The following is a 23,066-nucleotide window of genomic DNA, read 5'->3' as shown; positions in this document are numbered from 1 at the left end:
GGATGAAAAGCACAATCATAAGAATATTAAAGGAAAAAGCTATCTGGATGGTATTTATCATTCTGTTTATAGCATTCTCACTGGCAAACCCAAGGTTTTTATCTTCAAGCAATTTGTTTACCATAGCGCGTCAAGTATCTATGTTAGGTATTGCATCCATAGGTATGACATTTGTTATCTTAATTTCAGGTATTGATCTTTCGACCGGTTCCATCATTACTTTCGTTAATATCGTTGCGGCATATTTGATGGTACATATGGGCTTTGGTATGGTGGCGGCGGTGATTGTATCCTTAATACTGTCGATGCTCGTCGGTGTTTTAAACGGATGCTTAATATCCACAATCGGGATTCCTGCGATTATCGCTACTTTTGCGACACAGATTGTCTTCGAAGGTGCTTCCTATCTGATTAGCGGAGGTACACCTATTTATGGATTTGATGAAAGATTTAAAGTAATAGGACAGGGATATTTAGGACCGGTTCCCGTCCCGGTAATCATTATGATTGTCTGCTTCGCGATCGGTTCCTTTATTTTGAATAAGAGCTACTTTGGCCGTTACTTCTATGCAGTCGGCGGTAATGAAGAGGCATCTAAGCTTTCCGGTATTAGAGTAGGAGTTACGAAGTATCTGGTATATGCATTATCCGGTTTATTTGCCGGTCTTGCCGGCATTGTTATGTTATCCCGTACGAATTCGGCACAACCTACGGCAGGTCTCGGATATGAATTCGATGTAATTACCTGTGTGGTACTCGGTGGAGTATCCATTACCGGAGGCTATGGTAAGATGTCGAACGTAGTGGCCGGTGTATTGATCATAGGAATTCTTACTAACGGTATGGTTCTTATGAACGTAAGCACTTATATGCAGATGGTCGTAAAAGGTATTGTGCTCGTATTGGCAGTAGGTTTTGACAGTTTACAGAAAAAAAGAGCACTCACTTAAGGCTTATGAGAGTTAAAAGTGGCAAGGTAGGAAACAATTCAAATTAAATATAAGATAAAGGAGAAAATTCATATGGGTATTATGGAAAGAATGAGACTGGATGGGAAAGCTTCCTTTGTTACGGGGGGAGCAAGAGGTATTGGTAAGGCGATAGCTTTCGCGCTTGCCGAGGCAGGAAGCGATGTGGCAATTGTTGATTTGGATATAGAAGAATCGGAAAAAACAGCGAAAGAAATCGCGGAGTCCACAGGAGTTAAGACAATTGCAATTAAAACAGACGTTACCGATCAGACAGATGTGGATCAAATGATCGATACGATTCTAAAGGAATTCGGTAAAGTGGATGTTGCATTTTGCAATGCCGGAATCTGTATGAATATACCGGCAGAAGAGATGACTTTGGATCAATTCAGAAAGGTAATCGATATTAACTTGACCGGCGTATTCCTAACATCGCAGGCAGCAGCTAAGGTTATGTTAAAGCAGGGTAAGGGCTCGATTATTAATACGGCTTCTATGTCAGGACATATTGTTAACGTACCTCAACCCCAGTGTTCTTATAATGCTTCCAAGGCAGGCGTCATCCAATTGACGAAGTCTATGGCTGTTGAATTCGCTAAGCGCGGCGTAAGGGTTAACAGCATCAGTCCGGGATATATGGGCACCGAACTTGTACTGAATGCACCCCATCTAAAAGCCTTAATAGAGCAGTGGAACGCCATGGCACCTATGGGAAGAATGGGGCGTACGGATGAATTACAGGCAATCGCCGTTTATCTTGCAGGCGACACGAGTGATTTCACTACAGGATCGGATTTTGTAATTGATGGAGCATTTAGCTGCTTCTAATCCGGGTAGCTTTTATTGGCTTTAGATGCTAAGAGGAGAAGAATAATGAAAAAATATACCATTGGTGTCGATTATGGAACCCTGTCCGGGCGTGCTGTATTGGTAAATGTGGAGAATGGCGAAGAAATCTGTGACAGCGTATTGGAATATAAACATGGTGTTATGGATAAGTATTTGCCGGGTTCTACGCAGCGTCTGGCAAGTGAAACTGCATTGCAACATCCGCAGGATTACTTGGATGTCTTACAAACGACAATTCCCGAAGTGCTCAGAAAGGGTAAGGTAAGTAAAGAAGAGATCATTGGAATCGGTGTTGACTTCACATCCTGCACGGTGCTTCCGGTGGATAAGGACGGTACCCCCCTTTGCTTTAAGGAGGAATTTAAGGATAGACCTCATGCTTATGTAAAGTTGTGGAAGCATCATGCGGCACAGGGAGAAGCGGATCTATTCAATGAAGTTGCCCATCGCAGAGGTGAGAAGTTTATGCATCGTTATGGCGGAAGAATGTCTTCCGAGTGGGTAGTTCCCAAGGCAATGCAAATACTGCGTGAGGATGAAGAAATCTATCGGGTGATGGATCGTTTCATGGAGGCCGGCGACTGGGTCGTTATGATGCTTATCGGAGAAGAAAAGAGAAGCTTATGCCAAGCCGGATATAAAGCAGTATGGTCTAAGCGGGATGGTTATCCTGATAAGGAATTCTTTGCCGAGTTGAATCCCGGAATGGAGAACTTCGTAGAGGAGAAATTAAGCGATCATATATATGCTACAACAGACCTTGCGGGATATCTGACAAAGAATGCGGCAGAGTTGACCGGACTTATGGAAGGAACCCCTGTAGCGGTAGCGAATATAGACGCGCATGTGGCCCTGCCTGCTGTCAGGATTACAGGACCGGGTAAGATGCTTATGATTATGGGAACCAGCACTTGTCATATTATGATGAGCGAGGAAGAGCATTTTATTCCGGGGGTTGGAGGTGTAGTAGAAGATGGTGTGGTCCCGGGATATTATGCTTATGAGGCAGGTCAGGCTTGCGTAGGGGATCATTTTGACTGGCTGGTCAGAAACTGTGCACCGGGAAGCTATGAAGAAGAAGCTACAGAGAAGGGAACCAGCATTCATCAGCTTATGGAGCATAAGGTAAAAGACCAACTTCCGGGAGAGAGTGGGCTCATTGCACTGGATTGGTGGAACGGAAATCGTAGTATATTGACGGATGCCGATCTGAGTGGAATGTTGTTAGGAGCCACCCTTCAGACTAAGCCGGAGGAAATTTACCGGGCTTTAATAGAGGCGACTGCTTATGGCACGAGAATTATTATAGAAGCTTTTGAAGAAGGAGGAGTTCCTATTAAGGAGCTTTATGCGGCCGGAGGCATCGCTCGCAAAAGTGAGCTGATGATGCAGATTTATGCGGATGTAACCAATAAAGAAATTCATATTTCCGCGTCGAAGCAGGCACCGGCTCTTGGAGCGGCACTGTTCGGGGCAGTTGCAGCCGGTAAGGAAAGAGGCGGTTATGATACCATTGAGGAAGCATCCGAGCATATGTCCCGTCTTCAGGATAAGGTATACATACCCAATGCAGATAATGTGCAAAGATATGAAGATCTGTTTCAGGAGTATAAGACTTTGCACGATTATTTCGGAAGAGGCGGAAATAATGTTATGAAGCGCCTCAAAAGCATTAAAAATAATGCAATAAAATCCAGAAAGTAGTATGTTGGGATGTTCCTGCTTATAGGGGCATCCCATTTTAAAAATAAGAAGGAATGAAATCCACAAGTAATGAAAAATATGATATAATTTTCAGATTAAGAAACATATCCAGAGTAGTAATATAAGGATGGTAAGAAGTATGGAGATAAAGCGACAAAAGGATGGGATACGGCACAATAAAATATGGATGAGCATTATAATGATATGGTGTATAATGCTGTTCGCTTCATGTGCCGGCATGGAATCTGATAGTATGATAATAGAAGATGTTGCCGATATAGAAGAAACACCGATTACTATTACATTCGCACACAAAAGCTTTAATTCCTATTTCTATACTATTATGAATGAATCGGTTAAGAAGGCGGTAGAAGAAAGAGGATGGATTTTCCAAAACTCTGTTGCCGATTATGATCCTATGAGGCAGAATCAACAGATTATAAATTTTATCAAGCAGGAGCCTGATGCGATTATTACGACTGCCATTGACAGTATTTCCATTGAGGAGGTAATACGCCGGGGAAATGATGCGGGAATACCTATGTGCACCGTCGATACGAACGCTGTAGGAGGAACTTTGGCAATCGATGTGAGTTTTGATAATTATAAGGCCGGGCAGTTAGCGGCGGAAGTGATTGTGGAACAGTTGATCGGAAGATACGGAGAAGCGAGGGGGACCGTATTCAATGCTTATGGGAAGTTAACGAGCAATGCATGGAGGCTTCGGAAGGAAGGGTTTGAAGAGGTGATCAGCCGGTATCCTGATATCACTTATTTGCCGAGGGCAACGGAAGGAATGCCTGAGCTGGTGAAGGAAGAGCTTATGAAGGCGTTTGAAGATGGAATAGAAATCGATGCCGTTCATTGTTCCAGTGAACATCCGGGCAGGGGCCTGGTGGAAGCTCTTCAGGAATCAGGGCATTGGTATCCCTTTTGGAAGGAGGGGCATGTTATTCTTGTGACCATCGATGCGGAACCATATTTTGTAAGTTTGATCAACAAAGGATATGTAGATGCTGCCATCGCTCAGGATGTTATTGCATATGGCGATATTACGGTGGATCTATTGGCTGATTATGTATTAGTCGGAAAAGAAATCCCGGAAGGGGAGTATTTTTGTGAAGGAACTTACTGGCAGACGTGTGATATCAGCATTACAGGTGAGCAGGCTAAGGTGACGATTCCGCCATATATTATCAATGCGGATAACAGCAATGATATCAGGCATTGGTCGTATGTTGCAGAAAAATTGTGGGGATTCCAATATAATAAGTGAATGGGCGTCTGAGAAAGTGGCGTATGGGAGTGCTAATGGTTAACAGATGTTTTGGCATAATAAAAGAATGGGGCTTAAATAACCTATATAAATACAGTATTTATAGAAGGCTGATCTGGTGTTTTGTTTATATGTCTGTTTTACCTATACTTTTAATCGGCGGCTATAATGCGGTGTATTCCTTTTCCAAAAATGAGCAGGAAGCGAAAGTATTTCTACAGGAATCTTCCTCTCAGATCGCGAACAACGTTTCTTATTACATGTTCTCCCATATGAATCTGCTGGAAGAAGTTGCGATGAATCCGGAGATTGTGAATGACCTCATGATCTATCATCAAGTGGACTGGAATCAAAAAAGTGATATTGAGAATCATATACGTCTCGTCTTGGGAAGTACTTTTGGCTCCAGCGGTGCAGTTAATGCCTGTGAGATAGCTTCAGTGAATCACTCTTACTTTTATTATCCTTCTCCCGTATCGAACGGTGATTTTCAAACGAGTAAGCTGCTTTCCAGATCGGCGAGAAAAGTATTGATGAAGGTAAGCCCCAAGGAGGTTCCGAGCGACCAGAACAGTTATGTCATACTGACAAGGGGAATCTATAGCAATGAAGGATGCGTGGGGAATATTGTGGCAGCCTTGGATTTATCTTATTTTAATAAGGTATGTTATGAGAATGTTACGAATCTTTTAAATGAGGTAATGATTATCGATGAGAACAATATCGTTATCAGCGCTTCTAATGAAGAACAGGTAGGCTCTGTTTTCGGTGGAGATAAGATGCTGTCCATATCCGTTTCCACTCCTATTTCCAACACGAATCTTACTATCGTTAATCGCATAGATATACAGACCCTTCTTAAGTCAGCATTTATTCAATTTGGAATCACCTTATTTACAGCCGTTTTATTCGCTGTGCTTGCCTTTACATTTGCCATCTTATTTACGAGAAGCATTACAGGACCCATTAACCGATTGATGGAGGAAATGAAGCAACCGAAGGTGGAGAAGTATGTAGAGGATGATGGAAATGATGAATACCATACCGTGATAGATGGCTTTAATAAAATGAGCAGTAATCTTGTGGAAGCGCTTCAGCAACAATATGAAATCAAACTGCAGGAAACGAAGTTGAGAGAGCTCCGTAGGGAAGCTGAGCTTTCGGCGCTGCAGCAACAGATAAATCCTCACTTTCTATATAATACATTGGAATCTATTTATTGGAATGGACAATTGGAAGGCGATGAGGAAATCAGCGAGATTGTCAATGCACTTGGTAATTATCTAAGGGTCATTATTATAAAAGGCCGGGAGTACATTACCATTGAAAATGAAGTTGAAAGTGTAAATAATTATATATTCCTGCAAAATAAACGATTTGAGAATCGAATTGTAAATCGTTGGGATGTATCCATATCTATGAAGCATACAAAGATCATAAAATTGGCGATCCACCCGATTGTAGAGGATGTGATTTCTGCCAATCTGGACGATCTGGAAAGCCGGATTGAGATTGGCATATCGATTGTAGGGGAACGGGATACGATCCAGGTGACTATGACAGGAAATGCCGTGGAATATTTCTTAAGCCAGCTTAAGCAAAGGGAGGTAAACATCAGAGGCATTAACAGTGTGGATGAGAGGTTAAGGCTTTACTATGGGGATGTCTTTGGGGTTATTTTGGATGATAAGTCGGAGAAGATCAAGGTAATAATGCCTGTTTACAAGGACAATGGAAGCGAAGGAAAAAAACAATATGGATAAGTTTGTAGGATATCTCAGAAAAATTTCGATACGCAGACGCCTTATTTATGCCTTTATTATATTATGCATTATTCCAATCTCGATCATGATTATTATTAGCGCAGTTATCGAGTTTCTCTATTATCACGATAACATTAGAAGTAATTATGATAATTTTGCTTATGAATCCGATATCAGAGTCAATGATATGTTCGATCAGTTAGAATTGAAGTTCAAATATTTAAAAGAGAACAATGATATTTTAACAGATATATATTTATATGCGACTTCTACTGTATATCGGACGGAGGAGGTCAATAACCGGGTTGAGAATACGATAGCGAGTATCGTTTCTAATCAGGAAGAAATAAGCTATGCAGCAATTATTCTGGAAGATGGAACTGCTTTCTCCTATACGAAGACATTAATTGATGCGAAAGAGATTAGCAGTGGGCTAGAAGATGGGCCTAACTGGAGTTATCTGGATTACGGGCAGCAGCCGGCACTATGCCGGACGGAACTCGTTGAAGTGGACTACACCAGCGGGCTAAGGGCAAGGTATGTGATACTTATCAATTTAAACGCGGTAAAGGGCATATTGGATAATGCAGCAGGTTCCGCAAAACAGAAAATTGCAATTACGGATACTCAGGGTAGAATCGTTGCAGGCTCCTGCTTCGAAAAGCAAGCGTTGTTTTATGAGGTGACAACTCCGATTTTGGATACGGGGCTTAAGATCAATAATACTTTTATTCGAACAAAATATGAGTTGAGGGGATTGATGACGGTAACTTTCATATTCCTGTTCATATTGATCTGTACGGGAAGCGCTTCTTATCTGGTAAATGAAAGTATTAAGATTCCTTTGAATCGTTTGCTCGGGCGAATGGAACGGATTGAGGAAGGAGATATATTTATTGAACAGGAGGAAGAAGCAGATATTAATTCTCAGGACGAAAATGAGATTTTGAATAGAGTATTCACTTCCATGCTTAATAAGCTCAACGAGGTATTGAAAGAAACCTATACTACGAATATAAATGAAACCCAACTTAGAACGAGAATCAAGGAATTGGAACTGGTAGCCTTACAGCAGCGGATCAATCCCCATTTCCTGTATAATCTTCTGGATAATATCTTCTGGATTGCACAGATGAAGAATTATGAAGAGATTGGGGAGATGGTATCGGCCCTCGGTGAATTCTTCAAAACGAGCGTATCCGAGAAGGGAGCCTTTGTATCTATTAATACAGAGATTGAGAATGTTAAAAGTTATGTATGCTTACAAAAAATCATGCATAAGAATCAATTCGATGTTATATGGAACATAGATCCGGGAATCATCCACTATAAAACGGTAAAGCTTATTCTTCAGCCTATTATTGAGAACTGCATTTCCCATGGATTCGGAGGAATAGAAGGAGGGGGAATCATTCACATTACGGGGAAGAAAGAAGCGGATACCATTATCTTCGAGGTAGAGGATAATGGAAGGGGTATGGAGAGTGAGGTTTGTGATTGGATAACACTCCGAATGAACAGCTCGATTCTTGGAGTAGGGGATAGTATCGGTATGAGAAATGTGAATCAGAGAGTTAAGATATACTTTGGCGAACCTTATGGCATAAGTATTAAATCAAAAATAAACGAAGGTACTACAGTGAGCCTGTGTATCCCGATTAAGGAGTAAGCTATGTATAGATTGATGGTAGTAGAAGATGAGAATATGATACGAAAAGGTATCGTGAACAGCATCCTATGGCAATCCTTAGGATTTGTGGTCGTGGCAGAAAGCTCGAATGGAAAGGCGGCTTTGGAACTGTTGGAGAAGGTTCAGGTAGACGTTTTATTAACAGATATTAAAATGCCGGTGATGGGAGGCATGGAGCTGGCGAAGACAGCGAGGCAGCGGTATCCCGATATCGAAATTATTATTTTGAGCGGATTCGCAGAATTTGAATATGCCCGTCAGGCAATTAATTTCAAGACCTTCGATTATTTGGTGAAGCCTGTAAATAAACAAAAGTTGTTGGATACCTTTACCGCTTTGAAGGAGAATATGGATCGGAAAAGGGAGATTAAAGAAGAAATATATCATAGCAATGTTTATTTGAATGCAGGATATGAAACTCTCAGAAATGAATTTCTCCAGTCTATGCTGGATGGAGATATCAGCTTGTTCAATGATTTTGAGGAAAAGACAGCATCCTTGGAGCTTGATTTTACCGGACATTATTTTGCGGCGGCAACGATTAAATTCGATAGAAAAAGTGTGTTTGGAGAACTAGAATCCACTTGGGGAACCGATAAACGGCTTCTTACGTTTGCATACCGAAATATTATAAATGAAGAATTGTGTAATATCGATGATGTTTATTATATTGTGGAGGACTGCGACAGAATTAATTTTGTATTCTGTTTCCCGTCTGAAGAAAGGCAAGATGCACTGATGATTCCTTGTCTGGAAAGCATTAGCGAAAGTATACACAACTGCCTGTTCAAGCATGTGGCAGTGCCTTATACGATCGGGGTTGGTTTGAGCTATCCTTCCATTCATCATATAGCCAAATCCTTCAGCCAGGCCAAAAAGTCCATTCAGAATAATTTTTACCTTGGAGAATACAGAGTTCAGGTATATCAGGATAATAATGAGTCGAAATATGAACAGAACTTTATCCGCTTCTATCCGGAGGAGATGGAGCATGTGGCTGTTGCTATTAGTAATGGAAACTATGAGGATACGAGAAAATACTTAATATCCATGTTCCATGCCCTTGCGGAGCAGAATTTGCTGCCGGAAATCGTTAAAAATTACTGCATTGCTCTTAAGCTAATGGTTCAGTCCAAGATTACCAATAGCAATGGGGAGATGGAGGAAATTATTGGAGACGAGTTCAGCGAATTTGTAAAAGAGGCGTTAACCGTTAAGGAACTGTCAGCTTATGTTATTAACATTATGGTAACGCTTGCAAAAGCGATAGATGAGACCATTGCCCCGATGGAAATAAAGGAGCAGCAAATAGTTATCGATAAAGCGAAAGCGTATATTGCCACATGCTTAAGTGAGAAACTTACTTTGAAAATGATCAGTGAGCATGTGTACCTGTCAGAAACTTATTTTAGTTTCTTATTTAAGAAAGTGACTGGAATTACTTATATCGATTATATCCAGAAGCTCCGTATGCAGGAGGCCAAGAAATTACTGGTAAACACAAATTATAAGGTTTATAAGATAGCGGAAATGATAGGATATAGCGATTATAAATATTTTTCCGTTCAATTTAAAAAGTATGTGGCACTTACACCGAAGGAATATAGAAATCAGGGAAGACGGGAGACAGAGTAGCAGGAAAGACAAAAATGGCTGTATAAGTGAGAAGACATTAAGAATGTGGTATATTTTGGGGGAAATCAGTATAAATCTCGAATATTATTAAGAGTATTTATGATTTATACTGCTATCAGTATGTATTATTATCTATGGGGGTAATACGAATGAGAAAATTCCTGAGAAAAATGAGTTTACTACAGAAGTTAATCGGTGTCATAGTGACGGTTGTTTTTGTACCGATATTGATTATCGGAATTATGGCTACCGGGATATCGAAGACGGCTCTTGAGGAGCAGTCAAGGAAATCGAAGGAAGCCCTTGCTTCACAGACGGCTGATATGATCGATCAGGAGATGGAGCGTATCAATCAGGTGTTCTTACAGGTTTCTTTAAGTACGGCATTCCAGGATGTTGTCAATAATCTGGAATCTCCCAAGGGGCTGGATGATAAAGAAAAAGCAGAGTGGAGTATGAAGAGAAAGAATCTTCTGCAGGTGCTCGATAAAGAGATTCAAAGCATTACGATTACCAACAAGTTTATCGACAGCCTATCGTTAATGTATGTAACAGGAGATGTCATAGGTCCGGTAAGTGTTCTGCCGGAAGGAATTACAGATGTTCGTGAAACTCTCGTGTACAGGAATATAATCGATAATGCGGATATGATATGGTTAAATGCGAACGAGGTGGATACTTATGTGAATAACGGGTATCTCGCTGTAGGAAAAGCAGTGAAAAGCTTCTACTACTCGAATACGGAAGCGGTCGGAGCGGTTAAGGTCGAACTAAACTATGATGCCTTCCAATCTATGCTGACTAATATTAAGGTTGGTGAAAATGACAGATCTTATTTGATCGCATCCAATGGCAGCAGAATCTCCGCATTGCCATATAATGAGATGATACAAAGTGAAGAAGAACCGGTATTTGCAGAAGTGGAACAAAGGGTACAGTCAGTGGATGCCGATACTTTTTACACGGAGATAAATGGTGTCAGTACCATTGTTACCTATAAGAAATGTGATAAATCAGGCTTTGTTTACATAATTACAGTTCCGGAATCGGAAGTATTGCAAGGATCCAACGAAATTAAAAACCTAATTGTGCTGGTGGGTGCTATTTTTTCCCTATTAGCCGTATTAGGAGGATTGTTCTTCGCGTTGAATATGACAAAGGCTTTGAAGGGGGTGGAGAAGACGATGTCTCTATCTGCTGGGGGGGACTTGACTGTTACAGCGAGAACAAAGCGTACGGATGAGATTGGAAAGGTGGCGGCTTCCTTTAATTCCATGGTAAAGAGCATTCGGGCACTCATATCACAGAGCAATGAATTGTCTGAGGAAGTAAGCAAAACAGCGGAATCACTCTCTAAGATATCTGTGGCAGCCACCCGTACTGCATCGGAGATATCCGGTGCGATTGACGATGTAGCGATGGGAGCAGGAAGGCAGAATGAAGAAATTGATAGAAGTGCACAGATTTTTTCCAGTTTAGCTGAGGGTATTAGCGATGCGGTAAGCAGTACCAATGCCATGGAATCTGCAGCCAGAAATGTTAAAAGTTATACGATAGAAGGAATTCAAGCGGCGAGGTTACTGGATGGGAAGGCATTAGAGGTCATTTCTATTACTGAAGGAGTTGCTGAGCAAATATCAGGACTTGCTAAAAGTATAACGGTCATTAATCAGTTTACAGAGATTCTGAATACCACCTCGGAGCAGACGGAATTATTATCCTTAAATGCATCGATTGAGGCGGCAAGAGCCGGAGAATACGGGAGAGGATTCACAGTCGTTGCTGAAGAAATCAGGAAACTCGCAGAGCAATCCGGTATGCAGACAGAGAAGATAGGGAGTCTGACGAAAGAGATTTTGTTTAAAACGAAATCGTCCACCGAGTTTATCATGAAAGCCAATGCGGTAATTAAAGAACAGGCGGAATCAACAAAAGCTTCCGCGGAGTATTTTGGTAAGATCGATATGGCAATGAATGAATTGCTTCAGGATATGAAGAAGATTATGGAAGTAATCCATAAGATAGACCAAGATAAAAATAGTGTTCTGGGCGGTATTAATCACATTGCGGAAGCCTCCGAGGCAGCGGCTGCCGCATCGGAAGAAGTATCCGCATCCACCCAGGAGCAGCTTAATACCTTGGAAGAACTTGAGAATATGGCAGTTATGTTGAAGAATTGCTCTAAGAACCTGGAGGAGAATTTGAAGCAGTTTACTGTATAGAACGTAAAAAAGAATGGGATTCCCATTCTTTTTTTGATTCAGAACATTCTTTAGGTTAATAACTATTTTCATATATTTTTTTAACGGTAGGAAAATATCCTGTTTTAATTATATATTTTGCATAAAGAAAGTCAAATAATCGGTAAAATACTATATAAAGTATTCATAGTGTGGTATAAAGTTTCATAGTTATTTCTATAAATTGATATAAAAGATTCAATGTGTTATATATGAGATATAGACATGAGAATGGAGGAAAGAGATGAAAAGTGTTCTGGTGCGTTTACAGGAATTTTCTAAGCAGGCCAGCGGGGCTGAAAAGGGAATCATTAGATATTTGATAGAGAATCCTGAGAAAGCGGCAAACTGCAACATTCATGAACTTGCTGAGGTGACCTTCTCATCCCCTTCTACTGTTATTAGGTTGTGTAAGAAATTAGGCTTTAACGGGTACAAGGAGCTGCATAAGTCTCTTCTTTATGAGTTAGCCCTTCGTAAATCCACAAATCTGGAAAAAAGGAAGGAGATTACAAAAGAGGATTCATTGGAATCTATTGTAGATAAGGTTACTTATAAAAATATTGTTTCCTTAGAAAGCACAAGAAAGTTAATTGACCTCGATATTTTAGAAGAATGTGTGGATTTACTTTGTAAGTCCCATACCATCTGCCTGTTTGGGATGGGTTCCTCTCTTTTGGTCGCTAAGGATGCGTATTTGAAGTTCCTGAGAATGAATAAGCCTTGCTTAATCAGTGAGGACTGGCATGCGCAGTTATTGCAAGCGAGAAACATCAAGAAAGATGATGTTGCCATTGTAATCAGCTATTCAGGGCTAACCGAAGAAATGATAAGGTGTGCGGCAGAAGTAAAGCAAAAAGGGGCTCCGATCATAGCAATTACCAGATTTGAGAACTCTCCCTTATCCGGCATGGCAGATTACAATTTAAGCGTTGCAGCAACGGAGTTTATATTCAGAAGCGGAGCAATGTCATCCAGAATTGCCCAACTCAATATTATTGATATCCTTTATACTGGGTTTCTGAATAAACAGTATGAAGCTGGTTTGACGCAGTTTCAAAGGACACACATTGAGAAGCCTTACCATGCTATCACCGAGGAAAAAAATAGCAAGGAAGAAAGCGACAAGGAGGAATGAGAATTGCTTGATTTAACAAAACTGACAACTGAGGCACGCAATGAGAACACAGTGAATCTGGACGGTATGTCTCCCTTGGAGATTGCGATGGTTATGAATAAAGAAGATGAGAATGCAGTTCGTGCAGTAAAGGAGGTATTGCCGGAAATCGCTACTGTCATAGAATGGTGCACCACATCCCTCGAAAATGGCGGAAGAATTATCTATATGGGCGCCGGAACAAGCGGACGCCTGGGCTTGCTGGATGCCGTAGAATGTCCGCCGACCTTCGGTATTCCGCCGGAGATGGTAGTTGGCCTGATTGCCGGAGGCAGCAAAGCTTTTATAAAGGCGGTAGAAGGCGCCGAAGATAGTGTGAAGCTGGGGAAAGAGGATCTGAAGGCTCTTAATCTGAATGAAAATGACATCGTTATAGGCATCGCAGCCAGCGGACGGACGCCGTATGTAATAGGCGGATTAAAATATGCGAGGGAAATCGGCTGTAAGACGGCTATCGTAGCTTGTAATAAGAATTCGGAGATAGGGAAATATTCGGATATTGCAATCGAGCCGGTGCCGGGGCCGGAGGTTTTGACGGGTTCTACCAGGTTAAAAGCAGGAACTGCACAGAAGATGGTCCTCAATATGATATCCACAGGCAGTATGGTAGGGATTGGAAAAGTATATAAAAATCTTATGGTGGATGTAATGCAGACGAATGAGAAGTTGGTTAAGAGAGCGGAAAATATAATTATAACCGCCACAGATTGCAGCCAGGAGATAGCAAAAGAAAAATTGGAAGAAGCGTCAGGAAGCGTCAAACTGGCGATCACAATGATACTTTTACAATGCTCGAAAGACGAAGCCATAGAACAATTGAACCGCTCACATGGGCATATACGATATGCTCTTAATGAGAATAAATAATGATAGTTGGAGGAGGAATAGGGTATATGACAAATTCAGAATTAGCCAAGAAATTAGTAGAACTGCTTGGCGGGAAAGAGAATGTTGTAAGTGCAACTAACTGTATGACAAGACTGCGTCTTATTGTTAAGGATACTTCTATTGTAAAAGGGGAAGAAATAAAGGGGGCAGATGGTGTCTTAGGTTATATTACGGACGGCGCATCTCTTCAAGTTGTCTTAGGTCCGGGAAAGGCAAAGAAAGTTACCGATATCTGCACAAATGAGTTGGGACTTCCTAAAGTAAAATCAGGAGACGATAGTTGGGAAGATAATAAGGCCTCTGTAAAAAGTATGCAGAAACAAAGTCCTTTCAAAAAGGCAATCAGAACTATCGCCGATATTTTTATCCCTTTAATTCCGGCAATTATCGCAGCAGGTTTATTCAATGGCTTGACAAGCTTAATTACTACCCTTCAAGGGCAGGGAGTGTTGGCGACAGATGGATTCTGGCAGATATTACAGTTATTATTTGGTTTAATCGGAACGGCTTTCTTAGGCTATTTTGCTATCTATACGGGTATTAATTCCGCGAAGCAGTTTGGTGCAACGGAAGCTTTAGGCGGTATGATCGGCGGTATATCCATTGGAGCGAATATTGTAGCGATCTCCACCTTCTTTGGATTATATAACGAAGAAACACCGCTAAACTCTATCTTAACGACGGGTAAGGGCGGTATTATCGGAGTTATCATCGGCGTTTGGATTCTGGCTAAGGTGGAGAAGTTTGTTAGAAAGCATATTCCGGACGTACTGGACTTGGTCGTTACACCGTTCTTGTCCTTACTGATTACCGGTGTCGTATTTGTATTTGCAATTATGCCTCTTGCAGGATTTTTATCGGATGGACTGGTAGCGATGCTTAGCGTGATTATTAATTCATCGAATCCGATTATAAGTGTAATCAGCGGATATATTTTATCGGCATTATTCTTACCTATGGTACTGCTTGGCTTACACCACGGACTCATTCCGATTTATGCACTCCAGTTAGAGGCGATGGGCGGGGTTAGTTTATTCCCGGTATTAGCAATGGCTGGTGCGGGTCAGGTCGGCGCGTCCCTCGCAATCTACTTTAAGGCAAAACGCACAGGCAACCATCGTTTACAGAAAGTAATTACCGGTGCTCTTCCCGCAGGTTTCCTCGGAGTTGGAGAACCGCTGATTTACGGAGTTACCCTTCCGATGTTCAAGCCTTTTATTACTGCAGGTTTGGGAGCGGGCTTCGGCGGTGCTTATGTAATGCTGACACATGTAATGGCCAATTCCTGGGGACCCTCGGGCTTAGTTGCCATCGCGATCATGAAACCGGAAAGTATGATGAACTTCTTTATCGGCTTGTTAATCTCCTATGTGGCAGGATTTATTATTACACAGTTTACGATTAAGGAAAAAGATGTAGCAAATACATAGTTATTAAAGTTAACTTACCAATTAACATAAAATACCCCTGAAATCCGGTGCTTATTCAAGAGAAGCACCGGATTTTCCCAGTATTTTATATAAAATCTGATATAAGAATGCCGCTTCACCGGGTTCAAGATCGATACAGGTTTCCATCTGCTTGGGAATATCTATTGCTTTCTCTTTTAAGGCTTCGCCGGTGTCCGTAAGGGTGACATTCAATACTCTTTCATCCTCCTTATCACGGCTTCGTATGACCCAGCCCTTTTGTTCCAGCTTTTTTAAGACCGGAGTGAGAGTTCCGGAATCCAGATAAAGATAGTTGCCCAATTCCTTCACATTCATCTGTTTATGTTCCCATAACACCATCATAGCGATATATTGAGTATAGGTCAGATCGATGTTATCCAGGTAAGGTTTATATCTTTTCACGATTTCTTTGGAACAGGCATATAGAGGAAAACATAGTTGGTTTTCTAATTTTAAGGCATTGTATTTATCCGTCATAAAAATCTCCTTTTACATGTATGAAGTGAATTGTACACAATCATTTTAAACTTGTCAATACATGAGAGGAGGTTTACTCCGGGCGGAAAGAAGTGAGGCTCTTGCGAAGGTGGGCGGATATTTCATCGCACGCATTCACTTCTTCGCGAATACTGTGAAGGGTTATGGCGAACTCGGAGGATAATTGAGCGATTCCTGTAATATTTCCGCTGTTTTCATCCATGGTAGCAAAGATGTGAGAAATATTATCGTCCATAAGGGCAAAGGAGGCCCTGAGCTGTTCAGCATGTTCCGAGAAACGTTCCATCATTCGAGAAATTTCAGTTGCATCCCTATAATAATGATTGGCAATATTCGTAAAAAAGGTATAGTCATTTATGACAGAGGTGTCAATAAAGGACAAAAGATTATCGGCATCGTGAGTTAATCGTGCGATACCGGTGGTTACGACTTCGCTAATATCTTGTATCTTGCCGGCTGCATTTCGGCTGCATTCGGCAAGGGCGCGGATCTCAGCAGCTACGACAGAGAAGCCGTGGCTGGATGTGCCGGCTCTTGCTGCTTCGATAGAAGCATTTAGGGATAAAAGGTTTGTCCGGTTGGATATTTGGAGAATCTCATCGGTCAATTTACCTATCAATGCGGATTTACTGCTTTCCTCCATGGATAGCTTCAGATTTTCCTGCATGGAGGAGAAGACTTCCATTGCCGTTGTTTTTCCTTGCGCCGCATTTGTTTCAAGTCCTTCTGCCTTCTGCATCATATCCAAGGTATAAGTTTTTCCTTCTTTTGAGAAATCAGCAATAGCAGTTGCAAAGCTTAGATTCTTGGAAGAGCTGCTTTTTAAAGTTTGTGTAGCATCGGAGGCGGCCTTCGTACCTAAAGCGATTTGCTGGAGGTGAGAAGATATATGATTAATGCTGCTATCGGAAGAAGCGATACGTTCTGAGACATCACTTACAGTAAGGGTCAGGTCCTTGGATTGAGCGTCGAGTCCGGACAGTACATCCTCCAGGCCGGTGGCAAGAGTGAATATGGAAGATTTTAATGCTGTGATTTCTTTTGTTTTTTCATAGGGAAGCTTTTTCATTTGCAGTTCGGTAATGCCCGAGGATAATAGGGAGGTTTGTTTCATAATCCAATAAAATAAGGAAGAGATTCTTTGGGACATCATAATGGTTCCGAGGCTTCCGGTCAGGCATATGAGGAGCATGCTTATGATCATTGTTTTGATTAGTCCATATACGAGAGCGAAGGATTCCTGTAAGGGAGAAACGATGCATACGGACATATCTCGTATCCCCAATGGATAATAGGAGTAAAGAAAGTCTGCTTTCTCATTTTTTATGATAACGCTGTCATTTTTCCCTTGGGTCATAGCGAGATAAACCTGTTTCAGATTCTCCGGTATTTGCGCATAAGCTTCCACGGCTTCAGCATCGCTTTCGTCAGGAAGTCCGTAGATGGCGTTCAGTACGAGTGATTGGTCAGGATGGGCGGAGACAGTACCGTCGGAGTTAAGCATGAAAACATATCCACTGCCTGTGAATTGATAGCTGTTCAATATGTCGGAGATACATTCCAGACGCAGGTAACCAATGAGCACACCAACTTTATAATCACCTCGATAGATAGGGGTGCTGATACCGAGGACGGAGCGGCCGGTACTTATGGAGATGGATGGTTCGCTCACATAGGTCCGTTCCTCCTTCCAAGGTATAGCGAAGGCTTCTTGTGTGCGAATGGAATAACCATGTCCATCCTTTCCTTCAGTATGCACCTGTTCGGTGCCGTATTCATTAGCAATTAAGAAATGAGACCAGACATCAGTTCCCTCAACGGCTAATAGGGCTTGCAGATAAGGTTCCGCTTGTGTGTAATCCATACTTTGTACACTTTCCTGCATGGCAGCAGTTTCTACAATAGATGTATATTTATCGATTTCTGTTCTCATTTGATTGCAGAGCATGGACACATAAATAGTATTTTTGCGTTCGGTTTCTTCTTTTATTACTTGATAGGTGTAAATAGTGATAATAAATAAAAGAAGAAGAAAAGGGAGGACGAAAGTCAGGGAGAGATTTTTGAAGAATTGTATTCTTAAAGAGTGATTTCTGCGTTTCATATAAGTAGCCATACCTTTCTTGTAATTTGCATATGTAAAATAACTATTCAGCAGATATGCGCATTTACTGCGCTGACCGTATAAATACATGGAAAAATAAATGAAGATAATCGGTTATGCACATTTTATGTAATATGAGGCAGATATTCTATCAAGGACATGTAAAGTTAAGGTAAAAATAATTTTACAAAGGTTTCTTATCGCCTTAAAATGGTGTATAGTAATAGGAAAAAGAAGGAGGATGGCATGAACGGAATAGAGAAGTTGAAGAAAATAATAGATGACAGCAGTAATATCGTTTTCTTCGGTGGAGCAGGGGTGTCTACAGAAAGTGGTATCCCTGATTTTCGAAGTGTGGATGGGCTGTATAGTCAGAAGTATGATTATCCTCCGGAAACAATATTAAGCCATACCTTTTACCGGAGAAATCCGAAGGAATTCTATCGCTTTTACAAAGATAAGATGCTGTGTCTGACAGCGAAACCTAACGCAGCTCATTACAAACTTGCTGAGTGGGAACGGACAGGGAAATTAAAAGCTATTATTACACAGAACATAGATGGGCTGCATCAAGCGGCCGGAAGTCGGAAGGTACTCGAGCTCCATGGATCGGTACACCGTAATTATTGTGAAGATTGCGGGAAGCTATTTTCGGCAGAGTATATGCTTCATTCCGAAGGGGTGCCTCACTGCGATGCATGCGGCGGACCGATTAAACCCGATGTGGTGCTCTATGAAGAAGGCTTGGATTCACAGACGGTACAGGAGACTATGGAATATATAAGGAATGCGGAAGTCCTTATCGTTGGAGGAACTTCCCTGGCAGTATATCCGGCAGCAGGCATGATTGATGACTATAAGGGAAATAAATTAATTCTTATCAATAAAACAGCCACAATGAGAGATCATGTGGCGGATGTAATCGTACAAGGAAGTATAGGGGAAGTTATTCATCAGCTTTAAGGGTTCTTTAATAAATAGGAAGGGTTAGATAATTGCAACCGGATAGTTTATGACAGTTATATACCATGAATGTAATATTCGGAAGAATGTTGAGGAAAGAGGAGGGACAGATGGAGATTCAGGTAGGTGATGTTTTACGATTGAAGAAACAGCATCCCTGTGGAAGCAAGGAGTGGGAGGTGCTTCGCATAGGAGCTGATTTTCGTTTGAAGTGTGAAGGGTGCGGGCATCAGATTATGATAGCGCGCAAGATGCTTGAGAAAAATGTCAGAGAAATCAAACAAAAGTCTTGAAAATGTTGAGTTCGTATGATATCATAGTAATTCGTGATATATTTTAAATTCCTTGCTCTCATCTGAGAATGAGGGCCAGAGACCAAAAGGAGGTAACGCACATGAACAAATATGAATTAACCGTTGTTGTCAGTGCAAGAATCGAAGATGAAGAAAGAGCAGCAGTTATCGACAAATGCAAAGCTCTTGTTGAAAGATTCGGTGGACAGGTTACGAACGTTGATGAATGGGGTAAGAAGAGATTAGCTTACGAAATTCAGAAGATGAAAGAAGCCTACTACTACTTCATCCATTTCGATGCTGAGAGCACTGTTCCGGAAGAAATCGAAAGCAGAGTTCGTATCATGGACAATGTACTCAGATATTTATGCGTAAGACAGGACGAAGCATAAGAAAGAACAGGAGAACGTATGAATAAAGTAATACTTATGGGACGTTTAACGAGGGACCCCGAGGTAAGATATTCTCAGGGAGAAAGCCCGATGGCAATTGCTAGATATACACTCGCAGTAGATCGTAGAAGTCGTAACAATAACGATGGACAGACTGCGGATTTCATTAATTGTACGGCATTTGGCAGACAAGGAGAATTCGCGGAAAAGTATCTCCGTAAGGGAACGAAAATTGCAGTGACCGGACGTATTCAAACTGGAAGCTACACCAATAAGGATGGAGTAAAAGTTTATACGACAGATGTTATTGTGGAAGAAGCGGAATTCGCGGAAAGCAAGAACAGTGCCGGTACAGACGGGGGTTATGCCGGTAACAGTAATTTTTCCGGTGGCGGAAGACCTGAGCCAATGTCGGCAGGAGATGGTTTTATGAATATTCCTGACGGAATTGATGAGGAACTTCCATTTAATTAAAAATAAGAACTTAATATTTATATGGAATGTTAAGTTAACTCATAATTGAATAATAAAAGGAGGCTATACTATGGCTTACAATAGAGCAGAGAGGTCTGATTCTCCGATGAGAAGAAAAGGCGGCATGCGCAGAAGAAAAAAAGTTTGCGTATTCTGTGGTAAAGACAATGTTATCGATTACAAAGATGTAAATAAATTAAAAAGATATGTATCTGAGAGAGGAAAAATCCTCCCCAGACGAATTACAGGAAACTGTGCAAAACATCAGAGAGCTCTTACCGTAGCTATAAAGAGAGCACGTCACATCGCTTTGATGCCTTATGTTATGGATTAAATTAAGAAGCGGACCAACTCCTTCGGGCAGTTGGTCTTTTTTATTCTGTAGGAAATACCTTGTTACATTAAAGTGTAAAATTATATATTCTATAGAATAAAGGCACTCTGTGTAGGATGCGAAGCACACTTTTGTTCCAAAATATGTCGTAAAAGGATAGAAAACGACTAAATAATATTGTGGAACTTCATGAAAAAAAATGATATACTGTAAGAGGTATATTTTAAAAGGTTACGAGGTTATAAACGGGTTAAAGATACCCGAAGGGGCGAATGACAGCCGCAATGGGTATAGCGCCCGTAAGGAAAAGGGTAAGATATGAAGAATAAGGTGAAGTTAAAGGGAAGGCTAAAGAGATATTTACAGACTTCTGTGTATTTAGGAATTTTGTTAATTTTTGTAAATTTGGGCATTTATTTAATTGATTACCGTGCAGGATTGGTTCTTACCTGTTTTAATCTTTTTTATTTTGCAATTGTGTTGTCTCTTCTTTGGTATAATAAGCCGGTTATTATGAATGAGTTAATCAGTTTCGCTACGCAATACGGACAGATACAGAGGAAGCTCTTAAGGGATTTGGACTTGCCTCATGCTCTCTTAGATGATGAAGGTAAGATTATATGGACGAATACGGCGTTTGAAAAGACCGTACATAGAGAGAGAGGATATCGGAAATCAATTACATCGCTGTTTCCGGGCATTACCAAGGAGAAGCTTCCCGGAGAAGCAGATGAGGTAGAATTCGGCATTACATTTGAAGAGAGCGATTATGTAGTTAAGTTAAAGAAGATATCTTTAAAAGAAATGGAAGAGAATAGCGATATCATAGAGGTTGAAGATTACGAAGGCCATTTGATCGCTCTTTATCTTTTCGATGAGACAGCTCTTAAAATAGCACTTCAGGAAGTGGATGACCAAAGCTTATCTGTCGCTTTGATTTATCTTGATAACTATGATGAAGCGTTAGAAAGTGTAGAGGAAGTCAGACGCTCTCTTCTCATCGCCCTCATCGACCGTAAAGTGAATAAATATATTGCCAGTCTCGATGGAATTTGTAAGAAGATCGAGAAGGACAAGTTTCTCGTTATCATGCGCAAAAAGGCAGTGACCTACTTACAGGAATACCGTTTCGATTTGTTGGAAGAAGTGAAGACGGTGAATATTGGAAATGAAATGGCAGTGACCATTAGTATCGGTGTTGGATTGAATGGGCTTACCTATGCGCAGAATTATGAATTTGCGAGAAATGCCATCGATTTGGCCCTGGGACGCGGCGGTGACCAAGCAGTGGTGAAGACGCAGAATAATACGATTTATTATGGCGGTAAGAGTCAGCAGATAGAGAAGAATACGAGAGTAAAGGCCAGAGTAAAAGCTCATGCTTTGAAGGAAATTATATCCGGCAAAGATAAGGTCATTGTTATGGGCCATAGAAATGCCGATGTCGATAGCTTCGGCGCAGCAATAGGCGTTGCCCGTATCGCACAAACGCTGGAACGTAAGGTACATATCGTTGTAAATAATGTGACAACTTCTTTACAGCCTATGATAGATATCTTCAAGGACAGCCCTGACTACAGCGATGATTTTATTATTAATAGCCAGCAAGCCATCGAGATGGTAGGTAATAACGCGGTACTCGTAGTGGTGGATGTGAATAAGCCAAGCATTACGGATTGTCCGGAAATGCTTCGCCTATGCAAGTCCATCGTAGTATTCGATCATCACAGACAAGGGACGGAAGTAATTGAGAATGCGACCCTTTCCTATGTGGAAGCCTATGCCTCCTCCACTTGTGAAATGGTTACTGAGATATTGCAATATATCGGAGAGAACATTAAAATTACGAATAGTGAAGCGGATTGCCTGTATTCCGGCATTATGATAGATACTGATAACTTTATGACCAAGACAGGTGTCAGAACTTTCGAGGCGGCGGCTTTTCTAAGGAGAAATGGCGCGGATGTTACGAGAGTGCGCAAGTTATTCAGAGAAGATGCGGCGGACTATAAGGCGAAGGCGGATGCGGTCAGCCAGGCGGAAATTTACCGCAATTCTTATGCTATTTCCATTTGTACGGGAGACGATGTACTTAATCCTACCGTTGCAGGAGCACAGGCAGCGAATGAGCTGCTGAATATTAAAGGGGTGAAGGCCAGCTTCATTTTGACAGAATACCAGAACCAGATTTATGTCAGTGCGCGTTCTATTGATGAAGTTAATGTACAGATTATCATGGAGCGATTAGGCGGCGGCGGTCATATGAATATTGCCGGATGTCAGATGGAAGATACTTCTTTAGCCGAAGGAATAGGGATTATTAAACATACGCTCGATGCGATGATTGAAAACGGAGAAATTTAG

At 41.3% G+C, this 23,066-nt stretch carries 19 protein-coding genes; 17 read left to right on the top strand and 2 right to left on the bottom strand.

The genetic code is table 11. The features are described from left to right. Positions 1-2: 2 nt before the first annotated feature. The 11 genes from RBB56_RS07855 to RBB56_RS07805 all read left to right on the top strand — a co-directional run bounded on the left by RBB56_RS07855 (position 3) and on the right by RBB56_RS07805 (position 15,623). Positions 3-950 (top strand): ABC transporter permease, encoded by a 948-nt coding sequence (locus RBB56_RS07855; RefSeq protein WP_306721829.1) that lies wholly within the window; start codon positions 3-5, stop codon positions 948-950. Positions 951-1,022: 72 nt separating this feature from the next. Continuing rightward, positions 1,023-1,799, top strand: coding sequence for an SDR family oxidoreductase (locus tag RBB56_RS07850; RefSeq protein WP_306721828.1), 777 nt, complete (start codon positions 1,023-1,025; stop codon positions 1,797-1,799). A 45-nt stretch (positions 1,800-1,844) separates the two neighbouring features. Beyond that, positions 1,845-3,524, top strand: a complete 1,680-nt coding sequence (locus tag RBB56_RS07845; RefSeq protein ID WP_306721827.1) for a ribulokinase — start codon at positions 1,845-1,847, stop codon at positions 3,522-3,524. 139 nt (positions 3,525-3,663) lie between these two features. Further along, a complete protein-coding gene (locus RBB56_RS07840; RefSeq protein WP_306721826.1) occupies positions 3,664-4,800 on the top strand; it encodes a sugar ABC transporter substrate-binding protein in 1,137 nt (378 codons plus the stop codon). Between the two features lie 23 nt (positions 4,801-4,823). Continuing rightward, on the top strand, positions 4,824-6,563 hold the full coding sequence (locus RBB56_RS07835) for a cache domain-containing sensor histidine kinase (RefSeq protein WP_306721825.1): 1,740 nt from the start codon (positions 4,824-4,826) through the stop codon (positions 6,561-6,563). Positions 6,564-6,648: 85 nt separating this feature from the next. Next, positions 6,649-8,232, top strand: a complete 1,584-nt coding sequence (locus RBB56_RS07830) for a sensor histidine kinase (protein ID WP_306721824.1) — start codon at positions 6,649-6,651, stop codon at positions 8,230-8,232. A 3-nt stretch (positions 8,233-8,235) separates the two neighbouring features. Continuing rightward, positions 8,236-9,888, top strand: a complete 1,653-nt coding sequence (locus tag RBB56_RS07825) for a response regulator (RefSeq protein WP_306721823.1) — start codon at positions 8,236-8,238, stop codon at positions 9,886-9,888. Between the two features lie 170 nt (positions 9,889-10,058). Continuing rightward, a complete protein-coding gene (locus tag RBB56_RS07820) occupies positions 10,059-12,110 on the top strand; it encodes a methyl-accepting chemotaxis protein (RefSeq protein ID WP_306721822.1) in 2,052 nt (683 codons plus the stop codon). Between the two features lie 262 nt (positions 12,111-12,372). Further along, positions 12,373-13,266 (top strand): MurR/RpiR family transcriptional regulator, encoded by an 894-nt coding sequence (locus tag RBB56_RS07815; RefSeq protein ID WP_306721821.1) that lies wholly within the window; start codon positions 12,373-12,375, stop codon positions 13,264-13,266. 3 nt (positions 13,267-13,269) lie between these two features. Continuing rightward, on the top strand, positions 13,270-14,172 hold the full coding sequence (murQ, locus tag RBB56_RS07810) for an N-acetylmuramic acid 6-phosphate etherase (protein WP_306721820.1): 903 nt from the start codon (positions 13,270-13,272) through the stop codon (positions 14,170-14,172). A gap of 26 nt (positions 14,173-14,198) precedes the next feature. Beyond that, positions 14,199-15,623, top strand: coding sequence for a PTS transporter subunit EIIC (locus RBB56_RS07805; RefSeq protein ID WP_306721819.1), 1,425 nt, complete (start codon positions 14,199-14,201; stop codon positions 15,621-15,623). Positions 15,624-15,674: 51 nt separating this feature from the next. Here RBB56_RS07805 and RBB56_RS07800 read toward each other — a convergent pair whose 3' ends face one another. Together RBB56_RS07800 and RBB56_RS07795 are read right to left on the bottom strand one after the other, a co-directional pair. Beyond that, positions 15,675-16,121, bottom strand: a complete 447-nt coding sequence (locus RBB56_RS07800; protein ID WP_306721818.1) for a MarR family winged helix-turn-helix transcriptional regulator — start codon at positions 16,119-16,121, stop codon at positions 15,675-15,677. 73 nt (positions 16,122-16,194) lie between these two features. Beyond that, entirely contained in the window at positions 16,195-18,258 is a 2,064-nt protein-coding gene (locus tag RBB56_RS07795; protein ID WP_306721817.1) for a methyl-accepting chemotaxis protein, read from the bottom strand. Positions 18,259-18,492: 234 nt separating this feature from the next. Between RBB56_RS07795 and RBB56_RS07790 the strand changes: the two genes are divergently transcribed. The 6 genes from RBB56_RS07790 to RBB56_RS07765 all read left to right on the top strand — a co-directional run bounded on the left by RBB56_RS07790 (position 18,493) and on the right by RBB56_RS07765 (position 23,066). Then, positions 18,493-19,209 carry an NAD-dependent protein deacylase gene (locus RBB56_RS07790; protein ID WP_306721816.1) on the top strand — a complete coding sequence of 239 codons (717 nt, stop codon included), beginning with the start codon at positions 18,493-18,495 and terminating at the stop codon, positions 19,207-19,209. A gap of 110 nt (positions 19,210-19,319) precedes the next feature. Further along, complete coding sequence (locus RBB56_RS07785) at positions 19,320-19,502, top strand: DUF951 domain-containing protein (RefSeq protein ID WP_306721815.1); 183 nt, start codon at positions 19,320-19,322, stop codon at positions 19,500-19,502. A 101-nt stretch (positions 19,503-19,603) separates the two neighbouring features. After that, positions 19,604-19,894, top strand: coding sequence for a 30S ribosomal protein S6 (gene rpsF / locus RBB56_RS07780; protein ID WP_306721814.1), 291 nt, complete (start codon positions 19,604-19,606; stop codon positions 19,892-19,894). A gap of 18 nt (positions 19,895-19,912) precedes the next feature. After that, entirely contained in the window at positions 19,913-20,368 is a 456-nt protein-coding gene (locus RBB56_RS07775) for a single-stranded DNA-binding protein (protein WP_306721813.1), read from the top strand. A 70-nt stretch (positions 20,369-20,438) separates the two neighbouring features. Then, a complete protein-coding gene (gene rpsR / locus RBB56_RS07770) occupies positions 20,439-20,702 on the top strand; it encodes a 30S ribosomal protein S18 (protein ID WP_306721812.1) in 264 nt (87 codons plus the stop codon). A 318-nt stretch (positions 20,703-21,020) separates the two neighbouring features. Beyond that, positions 21,021-23,066: a DHH family phosphoesterase gene (locus RBB56_RS07765; protein ID WP_306721811.1), complete on the top strand. Its 2,046-nt coding sequence runs from the start codon at positions 21,021-21,023 to the stop codon at positions 23,064-23,066.

Origin of the sequence: Kineothrix sp. MB12-C1 (assembly GCF_030863805.1) — a bacterium.
Classification (GTDB): domain Bacteria; phylum Bacillota; class Clostridia; order Lachnospirales; family Lachnospiraceae; genus Kineothrix.
Note: the sequence above shows the minus strand (reverse complement) of the source record. Positions and strands in the feature narration are given on the sequence as shown.

Excerpts from the sequence above, each read along its gene's own strand:
- RBB56_RS07855 (WP_306721829.1), top strand. The coding sequence starts at position 3 with ATGAAAAGCACAATCATAAGAATATTAAAGGAAAAAGCTATCTGGATG.
- RBB56_RS07850 (WP_306721828.1), top strand. The coding sequence starts at position 1,023 with ATGGGTATTATGGAAAGAATGAGACTGGATGGGAAAGCTTCCTTTGTT.
- RBB56_RS07845 (WP_306721827.1), top strand. The coding sequence starts at position 1,845 with ATGAAAAAATATACCATTGGTGTCGATTATGGAACCCTGTCCGGGCGT.
- RBB56_RS07840 (WP_306721826.1), top strand. The coding sequence starts at position 3,664 with ATGGAGATAAAGCGACAAAAGGATGGGATACGGCACAATAAAATATGG.
- RBB56_RS07835 (WP_306721825.1), top strand. The coding sequence starts at position 4,824 with ATGGGAGTGCTAATGGTTAACAGATGTTTTGGCATAATAAAAGAATGG.
- RBB56_RS07830 (WP_306721824.1), top strand. The coding sequence starts at position 6,649 with ATGATTATTATTAGCGCAGTTATCGAGTTTCTCTATTATCACGATAAC.
- RBB56_RS07825 (WP_306721823.1), top strand. The coding sequence starts at position 8,236 with ATGTATAGATTGATGGTAGTAGAAGATGAGAATATGATACGAAAAGGT.
- RBB56_RS07820 (WP_306721822.1), top strand. The coding sequence starts at position 10,059 with ATGAGTTTACTACAGAAGTTAATCGGTGTCATAGTGACGGTTGTTTTT.
- RBB56_RS07815 (WP_306721821.1), top strand. The coding sequence starts at position 12,373 with ATGAAAAGTGTTCTGGTGCGTTTACAGGAATTTTCTAAGCAGGCCAGC.
- RBB56_RS07805 (WP_306721819.1), top strand. The coding sequence starts at position 14,199 with ATGACAAATTCAGAATTAGCCAAGAAATTAGTAGAACTGCTTGGCGGG.
- RBB56_RS07800 (WP_306721818.1), bottom strand. The coding sequence starts at position 16,121 with ATGACGGATAAATACAATGCCTTAAAATTAGAAAACCAACTATGTTTT.
- RBB56_RS07795 (WP_306721817.1), bottom strand. The coding sequence starts at position 18,258 with ATGGCTACTTATATGAAACGCAGAAATCACTCTTTAAGAATACAATTC.
- RBB56_RS07790 (WP_306721816.1), top strand. The coding sequence starts at position 18,493 with ATGAACGGAATAGAGAAGTTGAAGAAAATAATAGATGACAGCAGTAAT.
- RBB56_RS07785 (WP_306721815.1), top strand. The coding sequence starts at position 19,320 with ATGGAGATTCAGGTAGGTGATGTTTTACGATTGAAGAAACAGCATCCC.
- rpsF (WP_306721814.1), top strand. The coding sequence starts at position 19,604 with ATGAACAAATATGAATTAACCGTTGTTGTCAGTGCAAGAATCGAAGAT.
- RBB56_RS07775 (WP_306721813.1), top strand. The coding sequence starts at position 19,913 with ATGAATAAAGTAATACTTATGGGACGTTTAACGAGGGACCCCGAGGTA.
- rpsR (WP_306721812.1), top strand. The coding sequence starts at position 20,439 with ATGGCTTACAATAGAGCAGAGAGGTCTGATTCTCCGATGAGAAGAAAA.
- RBB56_RS07765 (WP_306721811.1), top strand. The coding sequence starts at position 21,021 with ATGAAGAATAAGGTGAAGTTAAAGGGAAGGCTAAAGAGATATTTACAG.